Genomic DNA, 22,215 nt, shown 5'->3' on the forward strand with positions numbered 1-22,215 from the left:
CGGTATCTGCACAGTTGTCCGAAACATCAAGGGAACAGAGAAATGAAAGCAGCAATCAGGAGCGGTCTGCTGGCCTTGGCCGCCGCGTCTCTTCCAGCTGTCGCCAACGCCCATACCGGAGTTGGTCCGGCGGGCGGTCTTGCACACGGATTCATGCATCCGATCGGCGGCCTCGATCACGTTCTGGCCATGGTTGCGGTGGGCATGTTCGCTTCGATTCTCAACGGACGCGCGCTCTGGCTCGTTCCGACCAGTTTCGTCGTGATGATGGCGGCCGGCGGCCTCCTCGGTATGAACGGCGTCCACGTCCCGTTCGTCGAAACCGGAATTGCGGCATCCGTCGTCGTGCTTGGTCTCGCTGTCGCGCTGCGCTGGAGCCCTTCGACTGCGGCAGCCATGGGCCTCGTCAGCGTCTTTGCAATCTTCCACGGTCATGCGCACGGCGTGGAAATGCCCCTCGATGCCTCCGGCGTGCAATATGCGCTTGGCTTCATGGCTGCGACTGCAGTGCTGCACACCGTCGGCATCGCCGTCGGCCTCGCGACCGGTCGTGCTGGTGCGAACGCGGCAACCGCCATGCGTTTCGGCGGCGGCGCCATGGCCGTTGCCGGCGCTGGCCTTCTTGCCGGGCTTATCTGAGTATCCGGAACGCAGAAGTCCTGACAGGACGTCTTCCTGCGCCGAACTGAAAACTGAAAAAGGCCGCCCCTCGGCGGCCTTTCGTATTCCTGGATCATCACGCCTTTGGACAAAACAAAGACGCAGCCCAGCCCGCAAATCGCTCAGCGACGCTTGATCGCCCGGCGGAAGGCAGCTTCGTCGATGCCAAGCGTGTGGAGGGCATCCGCCGAAGGGCTGCGGCGCTCGCGGGTGGCTGCGGCGCACTCATGGGCCGCGCTGAACAGGCTCATGCCGTCCTTCAAGCCACCGAACATGCTATTGATCCAGTTCGGGTTTGCGAAGCGCACCGCAAGCGTCGTCATCTCTCGTCTCTCCGTTCTATATGCAGGGCATATAATGCTGCATCGCAGCAGAAAGAAGAGCCAAGCGAACACATCTGCCATGCGGAACCCGCATGGCAGTTCGGCGGACCCCGTTTATGGCCCGAACACAAGTGAAACGTGTAAGGCCGGCCACAGCGTCCGCGGTGCCTTTGGCGTCAGATGACGAAGCTTTCCATGGTTTCCGGCGCGAAGATATCCTCAGCGCGCAACCGTCGTTTCGACAGGCCCTGCTCGTGGGAATAGCGCAGGAATGTATCGAGCGTTTCCCGGTTCTGGTTGAAACCGTAGCTCCAGTAGTCATCGCCCATGATCCGCCTCGCCTCCTCCACATGGGCGCTGAGCCACGGCAGCATGACCTTCAGGGCAGCTGTTTCCTGCAGTTCGCGGTAGGCGCGCCGCTGTGCTTCGACAAAGGCTTTGTAGAGCGACTGAGCGACCCAGCGGTGCGCCTCATAGATCTCGCGCCGGATGACGATCGTGTGCATGATCGGGAAGATACCGGTTCTTCGGAAATAGGCGCGCTCGACCTCCACGAAATTCTCAAACAGCCGCCGTACCCGCCCCGACGGACCGTCATAGGACGAGGGCTTGCGTGCGGTGTAAAGCGCATCGATCTCGCCATCCCTGATCATCGCCGCGAGGGTTTGGCCCGGCCCCAGTCTGTTCAGGCGAATATGGCCTGGCAGGTCGAGCGGCAGCTTCTCTGGCCTGTTGGGCTGTTCCTCGCCGCCGGCATAGTAGGTCACGTCATCGACCTTCACGCCGTATTCGTCCGAGAGAATGCCCCTGATCCAGACCGGTGCCGTCATCTGATATTCCGGCGTGCCGACCCGCTTGCCGATGAGGTCGCGCGGTTCCTCGATGCCGGCGCCCGCATTCACATAGATCGAGGAATGGCGGAAAAAGCGTGACGGAAACACCGGGATGGCCACGAATGGCGGGCGCTCGGAGAAGCACGACATGACGTAGGAGGAAAGGGACATCTCGGCGATGTCGAACTCCCGATGACGCAGCATGCGAAAAAAGGTTTCTTCGACCGGCATGTTCAGGAAGACGAGGTCTATGCCGTCAGGGGCAATCGTCTTGTCCATAAGGGGGCGCATCCGGTCGTAATCCCAACAACCGAACGACAAACGTAGCAGCGAACTCAGAATCGTCTCCCTGGTATTTCCGAGAACGGAGAGGCCAATCCCCTGCAACTTCCCCTTCCGGGGTCGCTTGCAAACGGTTTCCTCGCGGCCTCCTGTCCGTCCTTCCGTTTTCACATGGCGCGATCATCGAACGGGGGGGAGCGAATGTCCAAGATAAAACCTATAGGCTTGCTCAAACAAAATTCGCTTGCTCGAGCGGAATGAGCCTGTCGATTGTATGCGCATAGGGTCCGACTTCCGTCGTCAGCCGGTCTACCATGCGGTCAATGAAGGTGAGGAACGGCTTTTCGTCAGCAAAGCTACGATGACTGGGATGCGCGAGGAACAGCGTGCGCTTCACCGCCGGCCGCCCGATGCGGCGGGCGACGATCTGGCCCTTCTTCACCTCCTCGGCAACGATCCCGTAGGGCATGATGCTCTGGGCGACTCCGTGCAGCACTAGAGCCTTGATCGCCTCGTTGGACTGCACCTGGTAGGTGATCTTCACGTCGAGGGAGAGCCGGGACGCCGTCTCCTGTACTCGCTTCCAGATAATGTCGCGGTTGGAGACGAGCGCAAGGTCGCCCACGACGGCCTGGCGGAAGGAAATGTCGCCCTCCTGCTGCTGCTTGCCGTTCGGAGCGGAGACATGCAAAAGGTCCTCCTCGAGCAGCGCAATGCGGCGGATTCCGGGATTGTCTTCAATGTCGTAGGCGAGCACATAGTCGAGTTCGCCCCGCTCGAGCGCATCGGTCAGCACGAAGCTCAGTTCCTCGACCACTTCCAAGGCGATGTTGGGCAGTTGGGCATTCGCCGCGACCAGCAGTTCGGTACCGATCAGCTTCAAGATGCTGGGCGTCGCGCCGAAGCGGATGCGAACCTTCTCGCCTCCCAAGGCGATCAGGTCACGTCGTGTCTCCTCGATGCGTTGCAGGATCTCGATGGCGCGCTCATAAAGCAGCTTGCCGGCCGGTGTCGCGCTGACGCCGCGCGAATGCCGGTCGAGAAGCTGGATCTGGAGGCTGTCCTCCAGATTGCGGATCTGGATGCCAAGTGCCGTCTGCGCGAGGTTGAGCTGTTCTGCCGCGCGCGTAATGTTGCCGACTTCAACGACTTTAACGAAATAGGCGAGCTGACGCAGCTTCATTGCATGTCCCAGCATCTGGTTGTGCCGTCCTCAGTAGAACTGATCAAAATGAACCTGGGCCGATGGCACACCCAGGTCAACCAGCATCTTCTGAACGGCCTGCCCCATCAGCGGCGGGCCGGCAAAATAGATCTCGCAATCGCGCAACCGTGTGGAAAACAGTCGTTCCGCCACCTCATGCACGAAGCCGCGGTGACCTTGCCAACCGTCCTCCTCGATGGCCGAAACGACCGGATGGTAGCGGATATGGGTGCCATAACGCGGCAGTTCCGTAAGCATATCTTCGCCGCAGATATCCCGTGGCGTGCGCCCGCCATAGACGAAATCAATAGTGCGGCCTGCCAGACGCGACGAGGCGGCGGCGGCACGAGCGACCGAAATCATCGGCGAAAGCCCCGAACCGCCGGCAAGGCAGACGATGTCGCGCTCGGCCTCCTCGCGCAAATACGCCATGCCATAGGGGCCGTCGACACCGATCCGGTCGCCGACGGAAAGCGCGTCGAAAAGCTTGCCGGTCGCCGCCCCGTTCGGCACGCGGCGAATCTGGAAATGCCATTCTCCAGCGTCGTTGTCGGTGTTCGCCATGGAATAGGCGCGGCTGCCCGTTACGCCAGGCAGGTCGAGCAACGCATACTGGCCGGCCAAAAAGCGGACTGGCCGGTCGAGCTTGAAGCGAAACTCGCGAATATCGTGGGTAATGTCGCGCACCGCCGCGAGCGCGGCGGATTGGCGAACCGGCGGAACCCGGCTCACATATTGCGGTATGAACCGCAGCTTGACCAAACAGTCGCCGATCGGGCGGGCCTGGCAGCCGAGACGGCGTCCCCGCTCCCGGTCGCGCTCGCTCAAGCCTGGCGCATCGACGCGCAATTCCTCGATCTCGCCTTCCAGAAGGTCGAAGCGGCAATTGCCGCAGGAGCCGACGTTGCACTCATAGGGGAAACCCAGTCCGGCCCTTAAGGCCGATCGCATGATCGTATCGTCATCTGCGCATTGCCACTGGATATCGCTTCCCTTGACTGCAATCGTCGGCATCTTCAACTCCCTAGGTCATGCTGGTAGGCCGCCGTGTATCCAAGGCGGGATGAAATGGTGGCAACCGCCGCAAGCAGCGGCTGTGAAAAGGCCTCGAGCGCCTCCATCGACAGCCGCTGGAGGGGCCCTGCTATGCCCACCGCGCCGATCACGGCGCCGGTGGAATCGCGTACCGGCGCCGCGATGCCGCGGATGCCCGGTTCGTTTTCCTCGTCCTCGAATGCAAAGCCGCGATCTCGGACCTCGGCAAAGATCGCCCTCAGACGATCAGGATCGGTGATCGACTTCGGCGTCCGCCGCTTGAGCGGGGCAGCCAGCATTTCGTTCACCACCGCCTCCGGCGCGAAAGCATAGATCGCGCGGCCGACGGCACTGCAGTAGGCGGGCTTGCGCGCGCCGAGATCCGACTTCATCGCGAGCGCCTGCGGGCTCTCGAGATCGTAGATGTGCATGACCTCGCCATCGGAGGGGATGCCGAGGATGATCGTCTCTCCGGTCAGCTTGCGCAATTCGAAGAGATAGGGGCGCGCCTCATTGGGCAGGTCCATGCGCCGACGCACCAGGGTACCGAGCGCGAAGAGCCCGACGCCGAGACGGTAGCGCTCCGTTTGCGGGTTCTGTTCGAGTAGTCCTTCGGCCACCAGCGTCTGGGCGAGCCGGTGGACGGTGCTCTTTGCAACCTTCAGCTTTTTTGCCAGTGCGCTGACACCGATCTCCACCTCGTTCTCGGAAAAGGCCTTGAGAAGGTGAATGGCGGTCGCAACTGACGAGAGGCGATTGCGCGTGGCGGGGCCTTTTTTTTCCTGCGAGGTCTGCTTTCTGGGTGCATTCATGGTGAGGTCATCCATTGCTTGGCTCATGCCTCGTCCATAACACAGTTACGCCGGTTTCCCATCCGCACCCGGAGCCGCCTCAAACCCTCAGGGCGCTGAGCATTTCGCTCACATATTCGCCTCCGTTCGAGATCACGAGCATGCCCGCATAGGGGCGCATCGTCGCAAGCGTGCGCGCGAGCACCTCGCAGGGCACGTCCGGCGAACTCAACACCAGACCGGTCGCCAGCTTGTGGCGGACGAAACAAGCATTGCCGATGACTTCGGCAGGCTCGGCGACGACACCCGCGGTCGTGACCATCACGATCACGTCGGCATCCGAGATCTCATCGACGAGATTGGCCCGCTTGCCGTCCATGTCCTCGAGCACGGCATCGACGGGCAGCATATGCAGCGTGTCGCTGACGGTCTTGGGCTCGACATAACGCAGGAAATGCGCGTCGTTCCAGGTCCGACCGGAAAGATCACGCAGGGCCTCGGCGCTCGCCGCGTCGAGCGCGATGATGCGTGATTTGCGCGGCCGAGAATTCGGATAGGCGATGCGGAAACGGGCCTCCTCCGCGGTGCTGAAACGGGCACTTTCACTCATTCCGAGCTGCATGAGATGATTTCCTCCAATTCGAGATCCAGTTGCCTTGCGCGGCCGCTGCCGGCCCCCCCCGTCGAAGGACGGGCCGGCATCGCTTTCGTCAAACGCTCGTGGGCGCCTTGCCCTCGACAACGACAAGAGCCTCCTCGGCCACGTCGACATAGGACTTGTCGACCGGCAGGACGATCGCCGCGGAGCGTACCCGGTGATGGGCCGGATCGACGCCGGGAGGCGTGGTGCCCTTGTCCCGAAGCGCCCTCGCCGCCTTCATCAGACGATGGCGGGCCATGATGATGCCATTGTCGGTCGAGACCAGGTTCTCCTTGGATCTGTCGACGATCGGCCCCATGCTCTCCTGCAGGGACGCATCCTGCATCGCGATGCCTTCGACGCCGGAATAGGTGGTTCCCTTGCGCTGAGCCTCACGGTCCATCAGATAATCGTTGTCTTTGTTGGCGAGCGGACGGTAAGTGCCCGGCACGTAGGCGACATGAATGCCCTTGCCGTCGATCATCGCCTGGCGCTCCTGCGTGGTCAGCGCACGTTCCGGACGATAGTCGAAGCTCCAGGCCCAGCAGTTTTCGTCATCGATCGGGATCCAGAAATGGCCGTGGACCGGATGGTTACCGCGTGGCGGAACCATGGTGAAGGATGGCATGACCCAGGGCGTTACCCGCCAATAGTAATGCCCCTCCTCGGCATTGCGACGCGCACCGATATAGAGGCCGCCTTCGCTGTCGGTCACCTCGAAGAAGGGACGAGCGTCCGACATGTTGTACTTGTTGCCGCGCGCGCCCTTGAAGAGAGGATCGCTGTTGAGGCTGCCGCTGTGCAACCAGGAAACGTGGCTCGAGTCGATGCCGCCCTCCATGGCCTGCAGCCAATTGCATTCCTGCCAGCGCTTCGAGGTGAAGGTCTGTTCGGAGGGAACGAGAGAGAATTCCCATTCCGGATGCGGCGGCTGCTTCTCGGACGGCCCCATGTAGGTCCACAGGATGTCGCCGATCTTGATCAGCGGGTAGGACTTCAGCTTGATCTTGCCGCAATAGCCGCTCTCCTTCGGCTCCGAGGGAACCTCCGTACACTGGCCGTTATGGTCGTATTTCCAGCCGTGGTAGGGGCACCTTAGACCGCCTTGCTCATTGCGACCGAACCAGAGCGATACGCCACGATGGGCGCAGAATTCGTCGATGAGCCCGTAGCGGCCCTCGCTGTCGCGAAATGCCAGAAGCCGCTCACTGAGCAATTTGACACGCACGGGGGCGCAATCGTTGTCCGGCAGTTCCTCGGCAAGAAGCGCCGGGATCCAGTAGCAGCGGAACATGTCCCCCATGGGCGTGCCCGGACCCGTTTGCGTCAATAGATCGTTTTGGTCCTTCCTCAGCATTTCTCTTCCTCCAGATCGAGGCTGCCAACGGCAGCACTCCCTTTGCCTTGCCACCCTCCCCGGAGCGCGAGCCGCGGGCCGCGGGCCGGATTTACGGGTTGACGTTCTCGAATGATCGGCTATCCTTCAATTCGTTCCTTTATGTGGAACGATGTTTCTTATCAAGGAACGTACTCGCTGATAGGGGCGTCGTCAAGCGCTCCGAAAAACTCGAAGGAGGAACCGGGAATGGCCGAGGCATGCACCAGGATTAGAGTGTGTTCGACGAACGACGTGGATTGGGACAGCGCCATCCGCGTCGAAGAGGGCGACCTCGTACTCGCCGTGTTCAACGTCAACGGCGTGTTCTATGTGACCGACGACCTGTGCACCCACGGGCCCGGTTCATTGTCGGAAGGCTACCTCGAGGGCCACACCATCGAGTGCGATTTTCATAACGGCTCCTTCGACGTGCGCACCGGCGAAGTCGTCGCCCCACCGTGCATGCTGCCTGTTAAGACCTACAGGGTCACCGTGGAAAACGAGCAGGTGCTGATCGATATCTAGCTTCCGCGACCGGACGGCCCTCTTGAGGGATGTAGCTTTTCGTATAATGTGGGATTCATTCAACGCGGAGGAATGAAATGACACTGCACAAACATGCGGAACACGTGCCGGAGGCATCGGAAGTCCTTTCGGAAGAAGCGCTCCGGCTCGACGTATCCATGAGCACGCGGCTGCTCAACAGCATGAAGATCCTCGAATATAGCGGGCATGTGTCGGCACGACTGCCCGGCGGACGGACGTTCCTCGTCCAGCCGCAGAACAAGAGCCGCGCAGAGGTGGCCCCCGATGATCTGCTGGTCTGCGATCTCGACGGCCGCTTGATTGCCGGAACACCGGGCGTGAAGCCGCCATCAGAAGTTTTCCTTCATTGTGAGATTTACCGAGCGCGCACCGACATCAACGCCATCGCACACTTCCACCACGACGTGACGAATGTTTTCACCCTCGTCGAAGACGTCCCGCTGCTTGCCTTCAAGAATCACGCCATTCGCTGGAAAAGCGGCATTCCGGTGCATCCGGATCCGGCTCATGTGGACGATGCGGAGCGCGGCCGGGCAATCGTAAGCACACTTGGACCGCACCATGCGATGCAGATCCGCGCCCATGGGCAGATCGTCACGGCCGAGACGGTGAGAGGCGTGTTCATCGATTCCGTCCATCTCGTGGAGAATGCGGAAGCTGCCTATCGCGCCTGCGCGCTTGGAAAGGCCAAACCTTTGACCGAAGAGGAGATCGAATCCTTCTCCCACGGCTTCCGCCGCGGCCATCATATTCGCAAGCTCTGGAGCTACTACACGCTCGGAGCGGTGCGCGACGGCGTCTTCCCTGAGGACTGGACGGCGGCGGCATAGGGCTCGCCTCTCGAAACCGCTTGATGACGACGTCCCCCTGACACACAATGCAGCTGCTTCGGCCAATCCGTCCCCCGGGTGGCCGGCGTGGCGGCGGTTCTCGCCGCTTGCAGATCAAGCCGAGAGAAATGCGTTTGCCCGACAAACTCCTGCATCGTCATGCCGACACCCAACGTGCCGCCGTAGCGTCACCGAGGAGGCATCTCGCTTGAACAGCCACGAAAAAATGCTCGGCCTCCTCGACCTGTTCGACAGCGAGGACAATGCGGTAAGCGTTACCGTGGAGGAGATGCACGACAGGCTCGGCTATACCCGCTCGACGCTTTATCGTTACCTCAAGACGCTCACTGACGCGGGATTGCTGACGTCCCTACCCTCCGTCGGTTACATGCTGGGCCCGCGCATCGTCGAACTGGATTACAAGATCCGCACGGGGGACATCTTGATCCGCGCCGCCCGCCCCGTGATGGAGGGACTGGCAAGCCAGTTCCGCGGTATTGCGCTTCTGTGCCGCCGCTACCGTTTCGATGTGCTTTGTGTCCATCAGGAAAGTGGCACGGATGCGATTCATTCCGGCTACGAACGCGGTCGCCGACGGTCGCTCCTGCACGGTGCCGCATCCATCGCCATCCTTTCCTATCTGCCGGATCACCAGCTGCGCAAATTCCATGGCGAGGCGAAGGAGCAGTTCAAGCAAGCGGGATTCGGCGAAACGTTGAGGGATGCCAAGGCATTGCTGCGCGAGCACCGGCAGCGAGGCTGGGTCAGCACGGCAGGTGATGTCACCCCCGGATTGACTGGCATTGCCGCCCCGGTTTTCGATGCGCGTTCGGAGATCATCGGCAGCCTCAGCCTCACTCTTCCCGACAGCCAGCTTCACGCAAAAGCTCTCGGCGACATCGCTGAACGCGTGACATTCTGCGCCAACGTGATCTCGAAGACGATCGCCTATAGCTGATCTCGTCTTCCGGCGTTGCTTCCGGTCCAGAAAGAAGCCCTTTCCGAAATCGCACTACCGCGCTTTGGAGCGTCTGTTAGCCTCTTCGACAGCTGGGAGAGAGCACAGGCGCACGCCTGCGGTTACGAAGCTGTGGCTTCGATTGCGTCTCTCCCGATCTTTCGAATTTGAGAGGAGACGAGCGATGCACCAGGACCCACTCGGCGGCGGCACCGGTACGCACTGGCACGAGCCGGCCGGCAACAAGAAGGCGGGCTTCGGGGAGTTCAAGAAGCAGCCCACCCCCTATGACCAGTTCATGGTCGATGAGGGGATCCCGATCTTCCGTGACCTTGGCATTCCAAACGTGCGCGACCTACCGCTTGCACCCTGGAAGCGCACCGGCGGCCGCGGCTCCTATATCCAACTCTACGGCACTGAAACCAAATGGGGCCACCACGTCGTGGAAGTCCCCGCCGGCGGCGCCCTCAATCCCGAAAAACATATCTACGAAGAAATCTACATCGTGGTCGAAGGACGTGGCTCCACCGAGGTGTGGCTGGAGGGAGAAGGCAAGAAACACGTCTTCGAATGGCAGCAGGGTTCCATGTTCTCGATTCCGATGAACGCCTGGCACCGCATCGTTAATGCCACAAACAAACCAGCCCTGCTGATGGGTGGCACGACGGCACCGAACGTCCTCAATCAGATCAACAACGTCGAAGCCGTCTTCAACAATCCCTTCGTCTTCCGCGACCGTTTCTCCGGCGCCGACGACTTCTACAAATACCGTGAGGAGATCGAGCCGGATCCGGTGCGCGGCCTTGCCATGCGCCGCACCAACTTCCTGCCGGACGCGGTCAATTGCGACCTGCCGCTCGACAATCGCCGCTCACCCGGCTACCGCCGCGTCGAGCCCTTTATGACCAACAACCAGTTCTACTTCTGGATCGGACAGCACGAGAACGGCCGCTACTCCAAGGCCCACGCCCACACCTCCGCGGCAATCCTGATCTGCCTCAGCGGCTCGGGTTACACCTATACCTGGCCGGAGGAATGCGGCGTCAACCCCTGGCGGGACGGCCATGCCCATCGCGTCCGGCGCCTCGACTACGGCCAGTTCGGCATGGTGACTGCGGCACCGGGCGGCGCCCGCTGGTACCATCAGCATTTCAGCGTCTCAAAGGAACCTTTCCGCCTGCTGGCCTGGTTCGGTCCCCATAATCCGGGCCGCGATCCGGGCGCGCCGGGCGAAAAGCATACCGACTACACCGCCATCAACGTCAATGAAGGCGGTACGGCGATCCCCTACTGGATGGAAGACCCGCATATCCGCCAGGAATACGAGGCGCTCCTGAAGAAAAACGGCGTGGAAGTGCGGATGAAGCCGGAATGGTACGAAAAGCCGGCGGACACCACCTCCAAGATGTCGACCGTCGTCTGACCCATGGCCGACGACGAGGAAGAACAGGGCGGCCGGATATTCTTCTCGAATATCGGCCGCAGCATGGAGCTGGAAGACGAAATCATGCTGACAAGCGTCGGCATCGATATCGGCTCCTCCACCTCCCATCTCGCCTTCTCGCGCATCGTGCTCGAGAGGCTCGATACGCGTTATATGGTGGTCGAACGCACCTTGCTGCACCAGTCGGACGTGCTGTTGACGCCCTATAGCGGCAACGACGAAATCGATGCCGAAGCGCTTGGCGCCTTCATCACGCAACAATATGCGGCGGCCAACCTGAAACCCGAAGCCATCGACACCGGTGCGCTTATCCTGACGGGCGTCGCGGTGCGCAGGAAAAACGCCCGCGCCATCGGCGACATCTTTTCGGCCCAGACTGGAAAGTTCGTGGTCGTCAGCGCCGGCGACGGACTGGAAACCACGCTTGCTGCTTTCGGCTCCGGCGCCGTCACACGATCAGCGCAGCAAAATATACGCGTCCTGAACGTCGATATCGGTGGCGGCACCTCCAAACTGGCGCTCTGCGAGGGAGGCGCGATCCGCCACATCAGTGCCATCGATATTGGCGCCCGCGTCATCGCCTTCGACGAAGCCCGCCGCGTCACCCGCATCGAGGAAGCCGGTCACCATTTCGCGGGCCGCGCTCAAGTTCCGATCGCGCTCGGGACTGTCCTCACGCAAGCAGATGCACGCAGGATCGCCGATACCATGGTCGATTGCCTGTTCGAGGCCATGCAGGGCGGCACGATGCCGCCGCAAACTGCGGCCCTGCACCGCCTTCCGCCTCTGCCGGCAGGGCCGCTTGCCGATGTCGTCACAATCTCCGGAGGCGTATCGGAATTCCTCTATGCCGAGCAGCAGCAAAGCTTCAGCGATCTCGGCCCGTTGCTCGCCGAAGCGCTGCGCGCCAAGCTCGCGCGATGGCCTCCTCGGCTGGAAGTGCCACAGCAGGGTATTCGCGCCACCGTCGTCGGTGCCTCCCAATATACGGTGCAAGTCAGCGGAAGCACGATCTATGTCGAACCCTTGGGGTTGCTCCCGATCCGCAACGTGCCGGTGATCAAACCACCGATCGCCTTCGAGGAGGATATCGACGCGGGGGCCGTCGCCGAAGCAGTGCGCGACGCGCTATCGCGTCTCGATCTCATCGACGGCGAAAGCCCGGTCGCGATCTGCTACGAATGGCAAGGATCGGCGAGTTACCGGCGGCTCGACGACTTCTGCCGGGGGATTATCGAAGGCTTTGCACCGATCCTCGCCCACGGGCATCCACTCATCCTCGTCGGAGAGGGCGACATCGGGGGTCTTGTCGGCATGCATTGCCGGGAGGACGCGGGAGTTGCGAAGGTCGTCTCGATCGACGGCATCAAGCTGGACGAGTTCGATTTCATCGATATCGGCGCCATGCTCGAAACCTCCGGCGCCGTGCCGGTCGTAATCAAGTCGCTGGTGTTTCCGAGCCTCGGTCTCGGCCATGAAGCTTTCGAGAAACAATAACGTCCATCCGCCACTGACGGTGCCTTTGCAGGCCGCGGCCCCTTCGGCGAGCCGCGGCCTTATGTCATCAGTGTCCAGTCACCATGGCAACCAGCGCGGCGGCGTCTTCCGGCGCCTTCCTTCCGCGCCAGGTGACATGCATGTCCGGCCGCAGCAAGATCAGGTCGTAGCCATAGATATCGCGTGCCTTCTGTTCGCAGATATCGAGTGCCGTGAACGGGACGCCGCGCGCGGCGAACGCCTCGGCGAGCTTCCCGTCGTCGGCACTGGTTCTACCAAGCCGCAACAGGGTGTATCCCTGTCCAATGAGGTCCTGCACCGCCAGCCCGTTCTCAAGCCAGATATGAGGCAGGCGCGCACCCGGCCAGGTCGTCGGGTGATATTCGCGGAAGAGGTGCTCCGGGCCACCGGGTTCATCCATTATGACGGGCGAACCGACATAGCGATAACCGAGCTCCGCACCGATCATCTCGTTGGTCTTACGTTGTTCGACATCGGCCACACGCGCAAGATTGTCACGCGTCTCCTGCCCCTCAACCGTCGCGTCGCGAATGTTCGAGCGATACTGAGAGCGCCATTTGCGCCGCCCGAGGGATGCGTAGCGGGATGCGCCAACATTCCTATCGCCGACCTGCCGCCGTTCGATCTCGTAGGAGGCGAGGAGATTGGGCCCGCCCCAGCCTTGCAGCGTGGCGGCAAGCTTCCAGCCCAAATCGACCGCATCGCCGACACCGGTGTTCATGCCGAGTCCGCCGGTCGGTATGACCAGATGGGCGGCATCCCCGGCAAGGAACACCCGGCCTGCGCCATAGTGGTCGGCGAGAAGCAGGTTCTGCCTCCACTGCCCGACATAGAGCATGGTGTAGTCGACCGGCGTCCCGACTGCCTTTTCGAACTGGGTGGCCATGTCCTCGTCGCGTTCGACCACCGCATGCAGCGTCCAGTGCCTGGTGGAATCCTGCATGATCAGGAACGTCGCCTGTCCGTCCGCCACATGATAGTGCCGGCCCCGGCCCGGGCCGTCACCGATCGGAATGCGATCGTAAAGCGTTTCGCTATAGTAGAGCGCCTGACGCAGATGCAGCAGATTGCCCTCGCCGCGCAGCTTGATGCCGAGCTCCTTGCGAACCGGGCTTGCCCCGCCGTCGCAACCAACGAGGTACGTCGCCCGGATCTCGCTGGTATTTCCCTTGTCATCCAGAACCCTGGCGGTTACCCCATGGGCGTCCTGCCTCAGCGACAGGAATTCGCAGCCATAACGCACCGTGACCGTCGGAAGCTCCTCGGCAACCGATTTCAGCAGCGGCTCCAGCGTGTATTGCGAAATGAGCTGATAGGCCTCGAGCGGAAGCGACGCATCCTGGGAGCGCGCAATCTCCTCCTGCGCCTGTGCGACCGAGGCATAGGGGAGCCTGAGGAGCGGCGGCTCGTTCATCGCCAGCACCACATAGACATCCATCGGCACGGAAGCGTCGAGCCCTGCCGTCCGTATCTTCTTCGAGAGGCCCATGCGCCGGAATATCTCCATGGTGCGCGCATTGCAGCGCTCCATTTTCGGCAGGAATTCCGGACTCGCCTTCTTCTCGATCAGAGTGCAGCGCACGCCTCGCTGCCCAAGGTCGATCGCCAGCGTCAGCCCGACGGGGCCGGCTCCGACAACAATGACATCCGTCTCATCCATTATGGGATTCCATCTGGTTATGTTGATCGCGCCGATCGAGACCGCGGGACGCATTTGGGTGGAAACGCCAGCAAAGCGCGGCTCTTTGGCCTCCTGTGCAGTATTGCGAGGCGATTTTTTTCGTCAATCACAAAAGTACATAAATCTCATATTTTGAGATTTTGTAAAATTTCCTGGACAAGCCAACACGGCTGAAGCATGGTGATGAAGCGGCCTTCGAGGGGACGGCTGCGGGAGGAGAACATGACGAAAAAGCTGGAACTGACACTGGCATGCGGCGACTACGAGATCGTGCGCGCCTTGAAGGAAGGTACGGTCAAGCCGGATGGCATCGATCTCACCATCCTGACGGAAATGGACTCCACCACCCGGCACTGGCGTTTTTTGAGAAACCGCGAATTCGACGTGGCCGAGGTTTCGCTTTCTTCCTACATGGCTGCGAAGGCCCGCAACCTGCCCTTTGCTGCGATCCCCGTCTTCCTGCATCGCCGCTTCCGCCACGGCTTCATCTTTACCAATACGGCGAGCGGCATCCGCGAGCCGAAGGATCTGATCGGCCGCAAGGTCGGCGTGAAGAATTACCTCGTGACCGCCACCCTCTGGCAACGCGGCCTGCTCGAAAGCGAATACGGAGTGCCGCACACGTCCATGGACTGGTATGCCGAGCTCGACGAGGACGTTGATTTCACACCGCCCGCGGGCCTCAGGCTCCATCGTTTGCCAGACGACAAGTCCGTCGAACAGATGCTGGTCGATGGCGAGATCGATGCGCTGCTGCATCCCGACCTGATCGAGCCGATCTTGCGGAAGGACCCACGCGTCGGCCGACTGTTTTCCGACTACAAGCGCGAAGAAATCGACTATTTCGCACGAACCGGCATCTTCCCTATCATGCACGTCCTGGGCATTCGCCCCGAGATCGTCGAGCGCCATCCCTGGGTGCCGATCAACCTTTACCAGGCCTTTACGGAAGCAAAACGCATCGCCATGGAGCGCATGGAAAACCCACGCATCGTGCCGCTCGCCTGGTATCGCGAGGCCTGGGAGGAACAGCAGGCGATTCTGGGTGACGACCCCTGGGCCTACGGACTTGGTAACCAGAATCGCAAGACCCTCGAAACGGCGGTTGGTTACGCCCTGGAGCAAGGGCTCATCGGTCGGAAGGTCGAGCTCTCCGAGCTGTTTCTGGATCTTTCGCAGGGCCGCAAGCGAGGCGAAAAGCACCGTGTGTAGCGCCTGCGGCACGCCCGCCGGGGCCATCGAAGATTTCAAACACGCCTGGCAGACAACGGACCGCGAGTGGCCGGCAAGACAATCGGAGAACACACGGATGGACGAAGACCTGAAGCGACGCATGATCGAGGCCGGCCGAATTCTCGAACAGGCAGGCCAAGGCGACTGGACGCGCGGGCACCTGTCCGTGCGCGTCCCGGGGGCCGCGGACCGCTTCTATATGAAGGCGTCGAAGATCGGCCTTGAGGAGATGACCCTCGACAACATCATCACCGTCGGCCTCGACGGAGAAAAGATCGAGGGAGAACACGGCCGCCACAACGAGGTCTTTATCCACTCGGAGCTGCTGCGCGCGCGCCCCGACGTCAACGCAGTCGTCCATACCCATGCGCCGCATGCCGTGAGCTTTTCCGCGCTCGGCAAGCCGCTGCAGGCCATCGGCCATCCCGGCGCAATCTTCGCCGAGGGTCTTCCGGTGTTTTCCGAGACAACTGAGCTCATCACCACGTCCGAACGCGGCCGCGCCGTGGCCGCCGCACTTGGGGCGCATGGCGCCATGCTGCTGCAGAACCACGGCCTCGTCACCGCCGCACCGACGATCGAGCAGGCGGTCTATCTCGCCCTGTCGCTGGAAAACGCCTGCATGATGCAGCTGTGGGTGGAGGCGGCGGGTGGCGCCAAGGCACTCGGCAAACCCGACGACATCAAGGCAAAGCGCAAGCACATGTTTCGCGAAGAGATGTTCAAGGCGACGTTCGCCTATCTCGTGCGCCGCCTGACACGCGGCTGATCCGCGTCATCTAAAAGTACCGGAGAAGATCCATGCACTATATCGACGCATTCAATCATTTTTTTCCGAAGGCCCTGTGGCAGCGGATCCAGCAGCTGGACGGTGCCGGCAAGGATATCGGGCGGCGCATGCAGGGTATTCCTTGTATTTACGATCTGGAGGCCCGCTTCCGGGTAATGGACGAATTCCGCGACTATACCCAGGTCCTTTCACTCGGCATGCCGCCCCTGGAAGCAATGGGCGGGCCGGAACTTTCGACCGATTTCGCCCGCCTCGGCAACGACGGCCTGGCAGAGCTCGTGCAAAAGCATCCCGATCGTTTCGCCGGCTTCGTCGCCGCGCTGCCGATGAACGCGCCGGAAGCGGCGGCGAAGGAGGCCGAACGTGCTTTTACCGAGCTTGGCGCCAACGGCCTGCAGATCCACAGCAACGTCAACGGCGCGCCGCTTGACGAGGAACGCTTCTTTCCGATTTTCGAAACGGCGGCGCGCCACGGCAAGCCGGTGCTCCTCCACCCCTCACGTACGGCCTCCATGCCGGACTACGCAACTGAGGACAAATCGAAATATGAGATCTGGTGGACCTTCGGTTGGCCCTACGAGACCAGCGCTGCGATGGCCCGCCTCGTCTTTTCAGGCTTCATGGACCGGCTTCCCGCGCTCAAGGTGCTCGCCCACCATATGGGGGCGATGGTGCCGTTCTTCGAAGGCCGTGTCGGTCCAGGCTGGGACCAACTCGGCAAACGAACTTCGGACGAAGACTTGACCCTGGTCTTGAAACGGCTGCAGAAGCGTCCGCTCGACTACTTCAAGGAATTCTATGCCGACACGGCCGTCTTCGGCTCGCGTGCCGCCACGCTTTGCGGCCTGGAGTTCTATGGCACCGACCGCATCCTTTTCGCCTCCGACTCTCCGTTCGACCCCGAGAAGGGCCCCGGTTACATCCGCGACACTCTAAAGATACTGAACGGCCTCGACCTCGCGAAAGAGGATATGGAGAAGATCTGTTTCCGTAATGCCGAAAGCCTGTTCGGATTGAAGACGAACTGAGGCGGCACCCGGGCGGCAGCCACCGGAAACGCGCATTCCGACGCGGCCCCGCAAGCGTCACGATACGGTTCCAGGGCTGTCGTCACAGTTGCTGCCGGATTGCTGTAGGCGCCGTTTCCTACGGCGGCCTATCGCCTCGGTCTGCGCCCGTCCGCCCGAGAGGCGGCTTTCATCATCGGCCCGGACAGGCACGCCATCGAAGCGACTTGCCACAAAGCTACGAGGCCATCTCCCCTTTAAAGAGAACGCCTGGGTTTTGCCACCGGTGGCCGGCCTGCGTCATCGGTTGCACCGCATCCGGGGCCGCCACGGCGATCGGATATCGAGCCGGTCGTCGGGCACGCGGCCGGCGCCGAGCATCGGCAGCGAGCGGCCCTTGCTCCCGGAAGAAAAATCAGGGCGGGATCTTCTCCAACCGTGCGCAGACCGACCATCAGCGGAGGATCGGCGATCTTTCGATTTACCATTTGAAAACAACCCGCGTGAATTTCACGCGGGTTGCTGGGGCCGGAACGCCTTGCAGGAGGGAAGCGCAGGCATTCCTAACGGCTGGTCTGCGGCGGACGCCAGCGGTCGAAGCGGCGTTCGACCATGCGCAGAATATTTGTCAGGATAACGCCGGTGGTCGCGATCAGGATGATGCCGAACATCACGCGATCGGTCTGGAACGTCGCACCTGCCATGGAGATCAGATAGCCCACTCCCGCCTGTGCGGCATACATCTCGCCAACGACAATGCCGATCAGGGCATGGCCGAGGCCGAGCCGGAGACCAGTGAGCAGGAACGGCACCGCGGCGGGAACGGCGACCGTCACGAATAGCTGACGGTCGTTGGCACCGAAGGATTTCGCGACCTTGACGTAGTCCCGCTCAACCGTCTGCACGCCCGAGATCGTGTTGATCAGGATCGGGAAAACCGCGCTCAAGAAGATGATGGCAAATTTCGAGCCGAGGCCGATACCGAACCAGATCATGATCAACGGAAGGAGCGCGATACGCGGTGTGGCGTAGAGTGCGGAGATGATCGGATCGAATGCAGCCTCGAGCCGGCGATACCAACCGAGGATGACGCCGAGCGGAACGCCCACGATGATGGCCAGGCCATAGCCCACCGCAAGCTCAAGCCCGCTGATGGCAAGATGCGGATAAATGCTGCCATCGGCAAACATGGCGTAGCCGGTGACGATGATCCGGCTCGGCGAGCTGGTGAAGAGCGGGTTGACCAGCCCAAACAGGACGGACGCTTCCCAGACGAGCAACGCGACGATAGTCGCGGCGGCGCCCAGCAACGCGTTTTCATGGCGCACCAGAAAGCCGTAGACCGTGCTCTCCCAACGCCGGCGAACGGAGACGGGACTGTTTTCAAATGTCGTGGTCATCATCATCTCCTTATCGAACCCTGAGAAGACCCATGCGCGTGCTTTCTTCCTCGATCAGCCGCCAGATGTGGCGGTAGATCTCCATGAAGCGCGGCGTATGCTTGAGGTCGAGCGTGCGCTCCTTCGGCAGATCGATCTCGACCACCTCCTTCACGCGCGCTGGCCGAGCCGAGAAGACCACGACACGGTTGGACAGAAAGACCGCCTCGTCGATCTGATGGGTGATGAAAATCGCCGTCTTCTGCGCGCGGTCAAGAATGCGCAGAAGCTCGAACTGCATGAATTCACGCGTCTGAGCGTCAAGGGCGGCGAAAGGCTCGTCGAGAAGCAGCAACTGTGGATCGACGGCCAGTGCCCGGGCGATGTTCACGCGCTGACGCATGCCACCGGAAAGCTCACTTGGATAGTTTTCCTCGAAGCCGGCAAGGCCGACGAGTTCGACGTATTTCAGCGCGCGCTTGCGGATTTCTTCCTTACTGTAGTTCTTCTGGAGCTCAAGCCCATAGGCGACATTCTTGACGACCGTGCGCCACGGGAAGAGCGAATCCTGCTGGAAGACGAGACCCCGATCAGGTCCTGGCCTCGTCACCACCTTGTCGTCGATCATGATGCGCCCGTCCTGGATGGCAATCAGACCGTCAACGGCGGCAAGGAAGGTCGACTTGCCGCAGCCGCTCGGGCCGACAATGCTGACGAGTTCGCCTTCGTGGACCGTGAAGTCGATTCCGTCGAGCACCTGCAGGTCCCGTTTGATACGGTCGTTGTAGTAGTTGAGCTTGACGCCATCGGCTCTGAGCTTTGTCGGTGTTTTCTGCAGCATGACTAGCCTCCCGTGGCCATAGCGTCAGTTGAGGGTCTCGAAGAAGCCGTCCTTCTCGAGCGCGTCGAGCGCACCGGTGTCGACAAGCGATTCAGGCTTGATTGAGGCAGCCGCCGGCAGCGTATTGGACAGTTCCGTCAGCACCGTGGCGATACCGGGAATGGAAGGGCGAAGATCGGCCGGATAGACCCGCTCGGAATAGAAGCGGAATGCCTGCTCCACCGCCGGCCCTTCCTTCATTTTGAGGAAAGACGACGTGACCTCCATCGCGTCCTGCGGGTTCGCCTTGAAGCCGCGCAGTCCCTCGCCGACGGCCATCAGGAAGCGTTTGACGACATCCGGATGCTCCGCAAGATAGGTTTTGGACGTGACATAGGCAGTGTTGGGATAGTCCTTCACGATGTCGGTAACATCGACAAGCAACTTCGAGCCTTCGTCGACCATCTCCTGAGTGCGGGGATATTGTACCATCAAGCCCTGGACCTGCTTGGTCTCAAAGGCGGCCGCGCGGGTTCCTTCGCCGCCGAGTTGCAGGATGTTGACGTCGTTCTGCGTCAGCCCCAGGGATTTCAGTGCGAACTTCGCGGCCGTATCCGTCGAGGAGCCGAACTTGCTGATGGCAATGCTCTTGCCACGCAACTGCTCGGCGTTCTGGATCGAGGCATCGACCACCAGCTGGAACGGCAACTTGTTGGCCATACTGCCGATGATGACGACATCGGCACCCGCCACCGCTGCGGCGATCGAGGGGGTGTAGCCGTTCTGGGCGATGTCGATTGAGCCGCCGACCAGCGCCTGGGTGAGAACCGAGCCGCCTTCGACATAGACCAGATTGACGTCGAGCCCGTGTTTCTTGAAGAGCCCCTTCGCCAGCGCGTACTGCATCGGCGCTGTCGTCATGGTGAAGCCGTCATAGGCGACGTTGACCTTGACGGCCTCGTCTTCGGCCATCGCTGGCGAAGCTGTCGCCGCCGCAAGACCGATTGTGAATGCCAAGCATGCCTTCCAGAACAATTGCATTTTTTCCTCCCTAAGATCTCGCGCCCCGAGCGTCCTCCACGCTCTTGGGCGTCCGCTGAATTCATGAAGCCCGCCCTGATCGTTCTCCGAACCAAACCACTGAAAGCAAAAGCCTAGGAGCGTGCGCCCTGCCTGTCCAAGACGGTTGGATGTGGTGAGGTATAAGTTTTTCGCTATGGCTGATCTTCATTCCGAACCGGGCATCAGGGCAGAAACGCCGCCATCGACGAAGAGCGTTGTTCCGTCGATGAAATCGGATGCCGGCGACACGAGGAACAGGATAGCGCGCGCGAGATCGTCCGGCACGCCGGGCCGGTCGCGCAGGTTCACCACAGGCCGGCTCGGGTCGAAGCTGTCCTTACCCACTGGCGAGCCGATCTTGTTTGGCACCACGCAATTGACCCGAATATTATGCTTCGCCAGCTGAACCGCAAGCGAGCGGCTGAGATTGGCAACCCCCGCCTTGGCAGACGTGTAGGCGATGGCGCGAGGTCGACCATAGAAGCCAGAGGTCGAGCCGATGTTGACCATCGCGCCGCCGTGGCCCTGGGCCACCATCTGCGACGCGACATGTTTCGACATCAGGAAAGTTCCGGTCAATGTGACGGCGATCACACGGTCCCACTCTTCCTTGGTCACATCGAGAATGTGCTTGTTGTCGCTGATGGCGACGTTGTTGACGAGGATATCGATCTTGCCGAAGCGGCCGACGACATCTGCGACCAGTTTTTTGACGTCCGCCTCCTCGGCGACATTGGCCGTGAAAACCTCGGCCGATCCATCTTGCGCGCGGATGTCTCCGGCGACGTTACCTGCAAGCTCGCGGTTGATATCAACGAGCGCCACATGCGCCCCTTCTGCCGCCAACAACCTGGCCGTCGCTTCCCCGATATTGCGACCGGCACCCGTGACGATGGCAACCTGGCCCTCAAGCATTCTTGTCACTGTTCTTCTCCCTCGAAATTCTGTCGGCCGCGTCTCACGCCAGCAGGCTCTGCATCTTTTCGCGGTTCATCGATTTCATCAGCTGGTCCACGAGACCGTTCAGCGGCAGCGACAGCTTGCACGACTGAGCAAGGTCGAGCGCGACATCCATGTCCTTTTCGGCCCATTTGCCGGTGCTCTTGCCCCAGCGTGACAGCGACCAGTTCGCTCCGCTGGAATGGGTAAGTGCGGAAACGAGCGTGGGTACATCCGCACCGAGTGCTCGGGCCAGGCTCAGTGCCTCGTAGTTGGCGCAGATGCAGGCCCACAACAGCATGTTGTTGGCGGTCTTGGCGATCTGCCCTGTACCGCTCGGGCCGATATGGAAAATGTCTCGGCCGAAGGCGCAAAGCACCGGCCGTGCCTTTTCCAGCCATTTCGCCTCACCGCCGACGAAGACGGTCAGCGTGCCGTTGTTCGCTGCCTCCTGGCCAAGCACGACTGGCGTATCAAGCACGCCAACGTTCTTTTCGGCCGCCTGCCGTTCGAGCTCCTTACAGGTCTCCGGCGCGATCGAGCTGGCGATGCAGATGACGGAGCCGGGCTTCATCGCCGAAAGCAGGCCACCCGGACCGATGACGTCGACCACTTGCTTGTCGGTCTGTACCATGACGATGACGACATCGGCATGGCTGCCGACGGCGGCGATGTCATCGCCGACCGCAATTCCGATCTCCCGTGAGGCGGCGACGGCCTCGACGGAAATGTCGTAGCCGGTGACGGCAAAGTTCTTTTCCTTCAGATGGCGGGCCATTTGGTAGCCCATCGCACCGAGGCCGATCACGCCGGCCGCAAGAGATGATTGGGTAAGTTTGGCGTCCATTGGTGTTTCCTCCCG

The 22,215-nt window shown here is 61.3% G+C and carries 22 protein-coding genes; 9 read left to right on the forward strand and 13 right to left on the reverse strand.

What is annotated here, in order from left to right; translation table 11 throughout:
• The first annotated feature begins 42 nt into the window (after positions 1 to 42).
• Positions 43 to 639 (forward strand): HupE/UreJ family protein, encoded by a 597-nt coding sequence (locus ACQ5BM_RS09760; protein WP_429810454.1) that lies wholly within the window; start codon positions 43 to 45, stop codon positions 637 to 639.
• Between the two features lie 143 nt (positions 640 to 782).
• On the opposite strand, the gene ACQ5BM_RS09765 is transcribed toward ACQ5BM_RS09760, so the two are convergent.
• The 7 genes from ACQ5BM_RS09765 to ACQ5BM_RS09795 form a co-directional block, all read right to left on the reverse strand.
• Complete coding sequence (locus ACQ5BM_RS09765; protein WP_429810456.1) at positions 783 to 983, reverse strand: hypothetical protein; 201 nt, start codon at positions 981 to 983, stop codon at positions 783 to 785.
• 176 nt (positions 984 to 1,159) lie between these two features.
• On the reverse strand, positions 1,160 to 2,095 hold the full coding sequence (locus ACQ5BM_RS09770) for an ABC transporter substrate-binding protein (protein ID WP_429810458.1): 936 nt from the start codon (positions 2,093 to 2,095) through the stop codon (positions 1,160 to 1,162).
• Positions 2,096 to 2,327: 232 nt separating this feature from the next.
• Positions 2,328 to 3,281 (reverse strand): LysR family transcriptional regulator, encoded by a 954-nt coding sequence (locus ACQ5BM_RS09775; RefSeq protein WP_429810459.1) that lies wholly within the window; start codon positions 3,279 to 3,281, stop codon positions 2,328 to 2,330.
• A gap of 30 nt (positions 3,282 to 3,311) precedes the next feature.
• Positions 3,312 to 4,316 (reverse strand): FAD-binding oxidoreductase, encoded by a 1,005-nt coding sequence (locus ACQ5BM_RS09780; protein ID WP_429810460.1) that lies wholly within the window; start codon positions 4,314 to 4,316, stop codon positions 3,312 to 3,314.
• 2 nt (positions 4,317 to 4,318) lie between these two features.
• Positions 4,319 to 5,149 (reverse strand): IclR family transcriptional regulator, encoded by an 831-nt coding sequence (locus tag ACQ5BM_RS09785; protein ID WP_429810462.1) that lies wholly within the window; start codon positions 5,147 to 5,149, stop codon positions 4,319 to 4,321.
• 79 nt (positions 5,150 to 5,228) lie between these two features.
• Positions 5,229 to 5,750: a hypothetical protein gene (locus ACQ5BM_RS09790; protein ID WP_429810463.1), complete on the reverse strand. Its 522-nt coding sequence runs from the start codon at positions 5,748 to 5,750 to the stop codon at positions 5,229 to 5,231.
• Positions 5,751 to 5,838: 88 nt separating this feature from the next.
• Positions 5,839 to 7,125, reverse strand: a complete 1,287-nt coding sequence (locus ACQ5BM_RS09795; protein WP_429810465.1) for a Rieske 2Fe-2S domain-containing protein — start codon at positions 7,123 to 7,125, stop codon at positions 5,839 to 5,841.
• Positions 7,126 to 7,353: 228 nt separating this feature from the next.
• On the opposite strand from ACQ5BM_RS09795, the gene ACQ5BM_RS09800 reads away from it, so the two are divergent.
• The 5 genes from ACQ5BM_RS09800 to ACQ5BM_RS09820 all read left to right on the forward strand — a co-directional run bounded on the left by ACQ5BM_RS09800 (position 7,354) and on the right by ACQ5BM_RS09820 (position 12,421).
• A complete protein-coding gene (locus ACQ5BM_RS09800; RefSeq protein WP_429810467.1) occupies positions 7,354 to 7,671 on the forward strand; it encodes a non-heme iron oxygenase ferredoxin subunit in 318 nt (105 codons plus the stop codon).
• Between the two features lie 77 nt (positions 7,672 to 7,748).
• Entirely contained in the window at positions 7,749 to 8,522 is a 774-nt protein-coding gene (locus tag ACQ5BM_RS09805; RefSeq protein WP_429810469.1) for a class II aldolase/adducin family protein, read from the forward strand.
• 208 nt (positions 8,523 to 8,730) lie between these two features.
• On the forward strand, positions 8,731 to 9,480 hold the full coding sequence (locus tag ACQ5BM_RS09810) for an IclR family transcriptional regulator (RefSeq protein ID WP_429810470.1): 750 nt from the start codon (positions 8,731 to 8,733) through the stop codon (positions 9,478 to 9,480).
• 184 nt (positions 9,481 to 9,664) lie between these two features.
• On the forward strand, positions 9,665 to 10,903 hold the full coding sequence (locus ACQ5BM_RS09815) for a cupin domain-containing protein (RefSeq protein WP_429810472.1): 1,239 nt from the start codon (positions 9,665 to 9,667) through the stop codon (positions 10,901 to 10,903).
• A gap of 3 nt (positions 10,904 to 10,906) precedes the next feature.
• Positions 10,907 to 12,421, forward strand: a complete 1,515-nt coding sequence (locus tag ACQ5BM_RS09820; RefSeq protein WP_429810474.1) for an ethanolamine ammonia-lyase reactivating factor EutA — start codon at positions 10,907 to 10,909, stop codon at positions 12,419 to 12,421.
• A 67-nt stretch (positions 12,422 to 12,488) separates the two neighbouring features.
• On the opposite strand, the gene ACQ5BM_RS09825 is transcribed toward ACQ5BM_RS09820, so the two are convergent.
• Positions 12,489 to 14,102, reverse strand: coding sequence for an FAD-dependent monooxygenase (locus tag ACQ5BM_RS09825; RefSeq protein ID WP_429810475.1), 1,614 nt, complete (start codon positions 14,100 to 14,102; stop codon positions 12,489 to 12,491).
• A gap of 243 nt (positions 14,103 to 14,345) precedes the next feature.
• Here ACQ5BM_RS09825 and ACQ5BM_RS09830 point away from each other — a divergent pair, with 243 nt between their 5' ends.
• The 3 genes from ACQ5BM_RS09830 (at position 14,346) to ACQ5BM_RS09840 (ending at position 17,174) form a co-directional block, all read left to right on the forward strand.
• Positions 14,346 to 15,335 carry an ABC transporter substrate-binding protein gene (locus ACQ5BM_RS09830; RefSeq protein WP_429810477.1) on the forward strand — a complete coding sequence of 330 codons (990 nt, stop codon included), beginning with the start codon at positions 14,346 to 14,348 and terminating at the stop codon, positions 15,333 to 15,335.
• A gap of 97 nt (positions 15,336 to 15,432) precedes the next feature.
• Positions 15,433 to 16,125, forward strand: a complete 693-nt coding sequence (locus ACQ5BM_RS09835; RefSeq protein WP_429810479.1) for a class II aldolase/adducin family protein — start codon at positions 15,433 to 15,435, stop codon at positions 16,123 to 16,125.
• 32 nt (positions 16,126 to 16,157) lie between these two features.
• The gene (locus ACQ5BM_RS09840) at positions 16,158 to 17,174 is read left to right on the forward strand and encodes an amidohydrolase family protein (protein WP_429810480.1); all 1,017 of its coding nucleotides are present in this window, start codon (positions 16,158 to 16,160) and stop codon (positions 17,172 to 17,174) included.
• A gap of 542 nt (positions 17,175 to 17,716) precedes the next feature.
• Here ACQ5BM_RS09840 and ACQ5BM_RS09845 read toward each other — a convergent pair.
• The 5 genes from ACQ5BM_RS09845 to ACQ5BM_RS09865 all read right to left on the reverse strand — a co-directional run bounded on the left by ACQ5BM_RS09845 (position 17,717) and on the right by ACQ5BM_RS09865 (position 22,200).
• Complete coding sequence (locus ACQ5BM_RS09845; RefSeq protein ID WP_429810482.1) at positions 17,717 to 18,553, reverse strand: ABC transporter permease; 837 nt, start codon at positions 18,551 to 18,553, stop codon at positions 17,717 to 17,719.
• 10 nt (positions 18,554 to 18,563) lie between these two features.
• Positions 18,564 to 19,373, reverse strand: a complete 810-nt coding sequence (locus tag ACQ5BM_RS09850) for an ABC transporter ATP-binding protein (protein WP_429810484.1) — start codon at positions 19,371 to 19,373, stop codon at positions 18,564 to 18,566.
• A gap of 24 nt (positions 19,374 to 19,397) precedes the next feature.
• Positions 19,398 to 20,369, reverse strand: coding sequence for an ABC transporter substrate-binding protein (locus ACQ5BM_RS09855; RefSeq protein WP_429810486.1), 972 nt, complete (start codon positions 20,367 to 20,369; stop codon positions 19,398 to 19,400).
• Positions 20,370 to 20,579: 210 nt separating this feature from the next.
• Positions 20,580 to 21,329 carry an SDR family NAD(P)-dependent oxidoreductase gene (locus ACQ5BM_RS09860; protein WP_429810534.1) on the reverse strand — a complete coding sequence of 250 codons (750 nt, stop codon included), beginning with the start codon at positions 21,327 to 21,329 and terminating at the stop codon, positions 20,580 to 20,582.
• Positions 21,330 to 21,372: 43 nt separating this feature from the next.
• Positions 21,373 to 22,200 (reverse strand): NAD(P)-dependent oxidoreductase, encoded by an 828-nt coding sequence (locus ACQ5BM_RS09865; RefSeq protein ID WP_429810488.1) that lies wholly within the window; start codon positions 22,198 to 22,200, stop codon positions 21,373 to 21,375.
• Positions 22,201 to 22,215: the final 15 nt, after the last annotated feature.

The organism is Ensifer sp. B1-9 (assembly GCF_050474445.1).
Lineage (GTDB): Bacteria > Pseudomonadota > Alphaproteobacteria > Rhizobiales > Rhizobiaceae > Ensifer.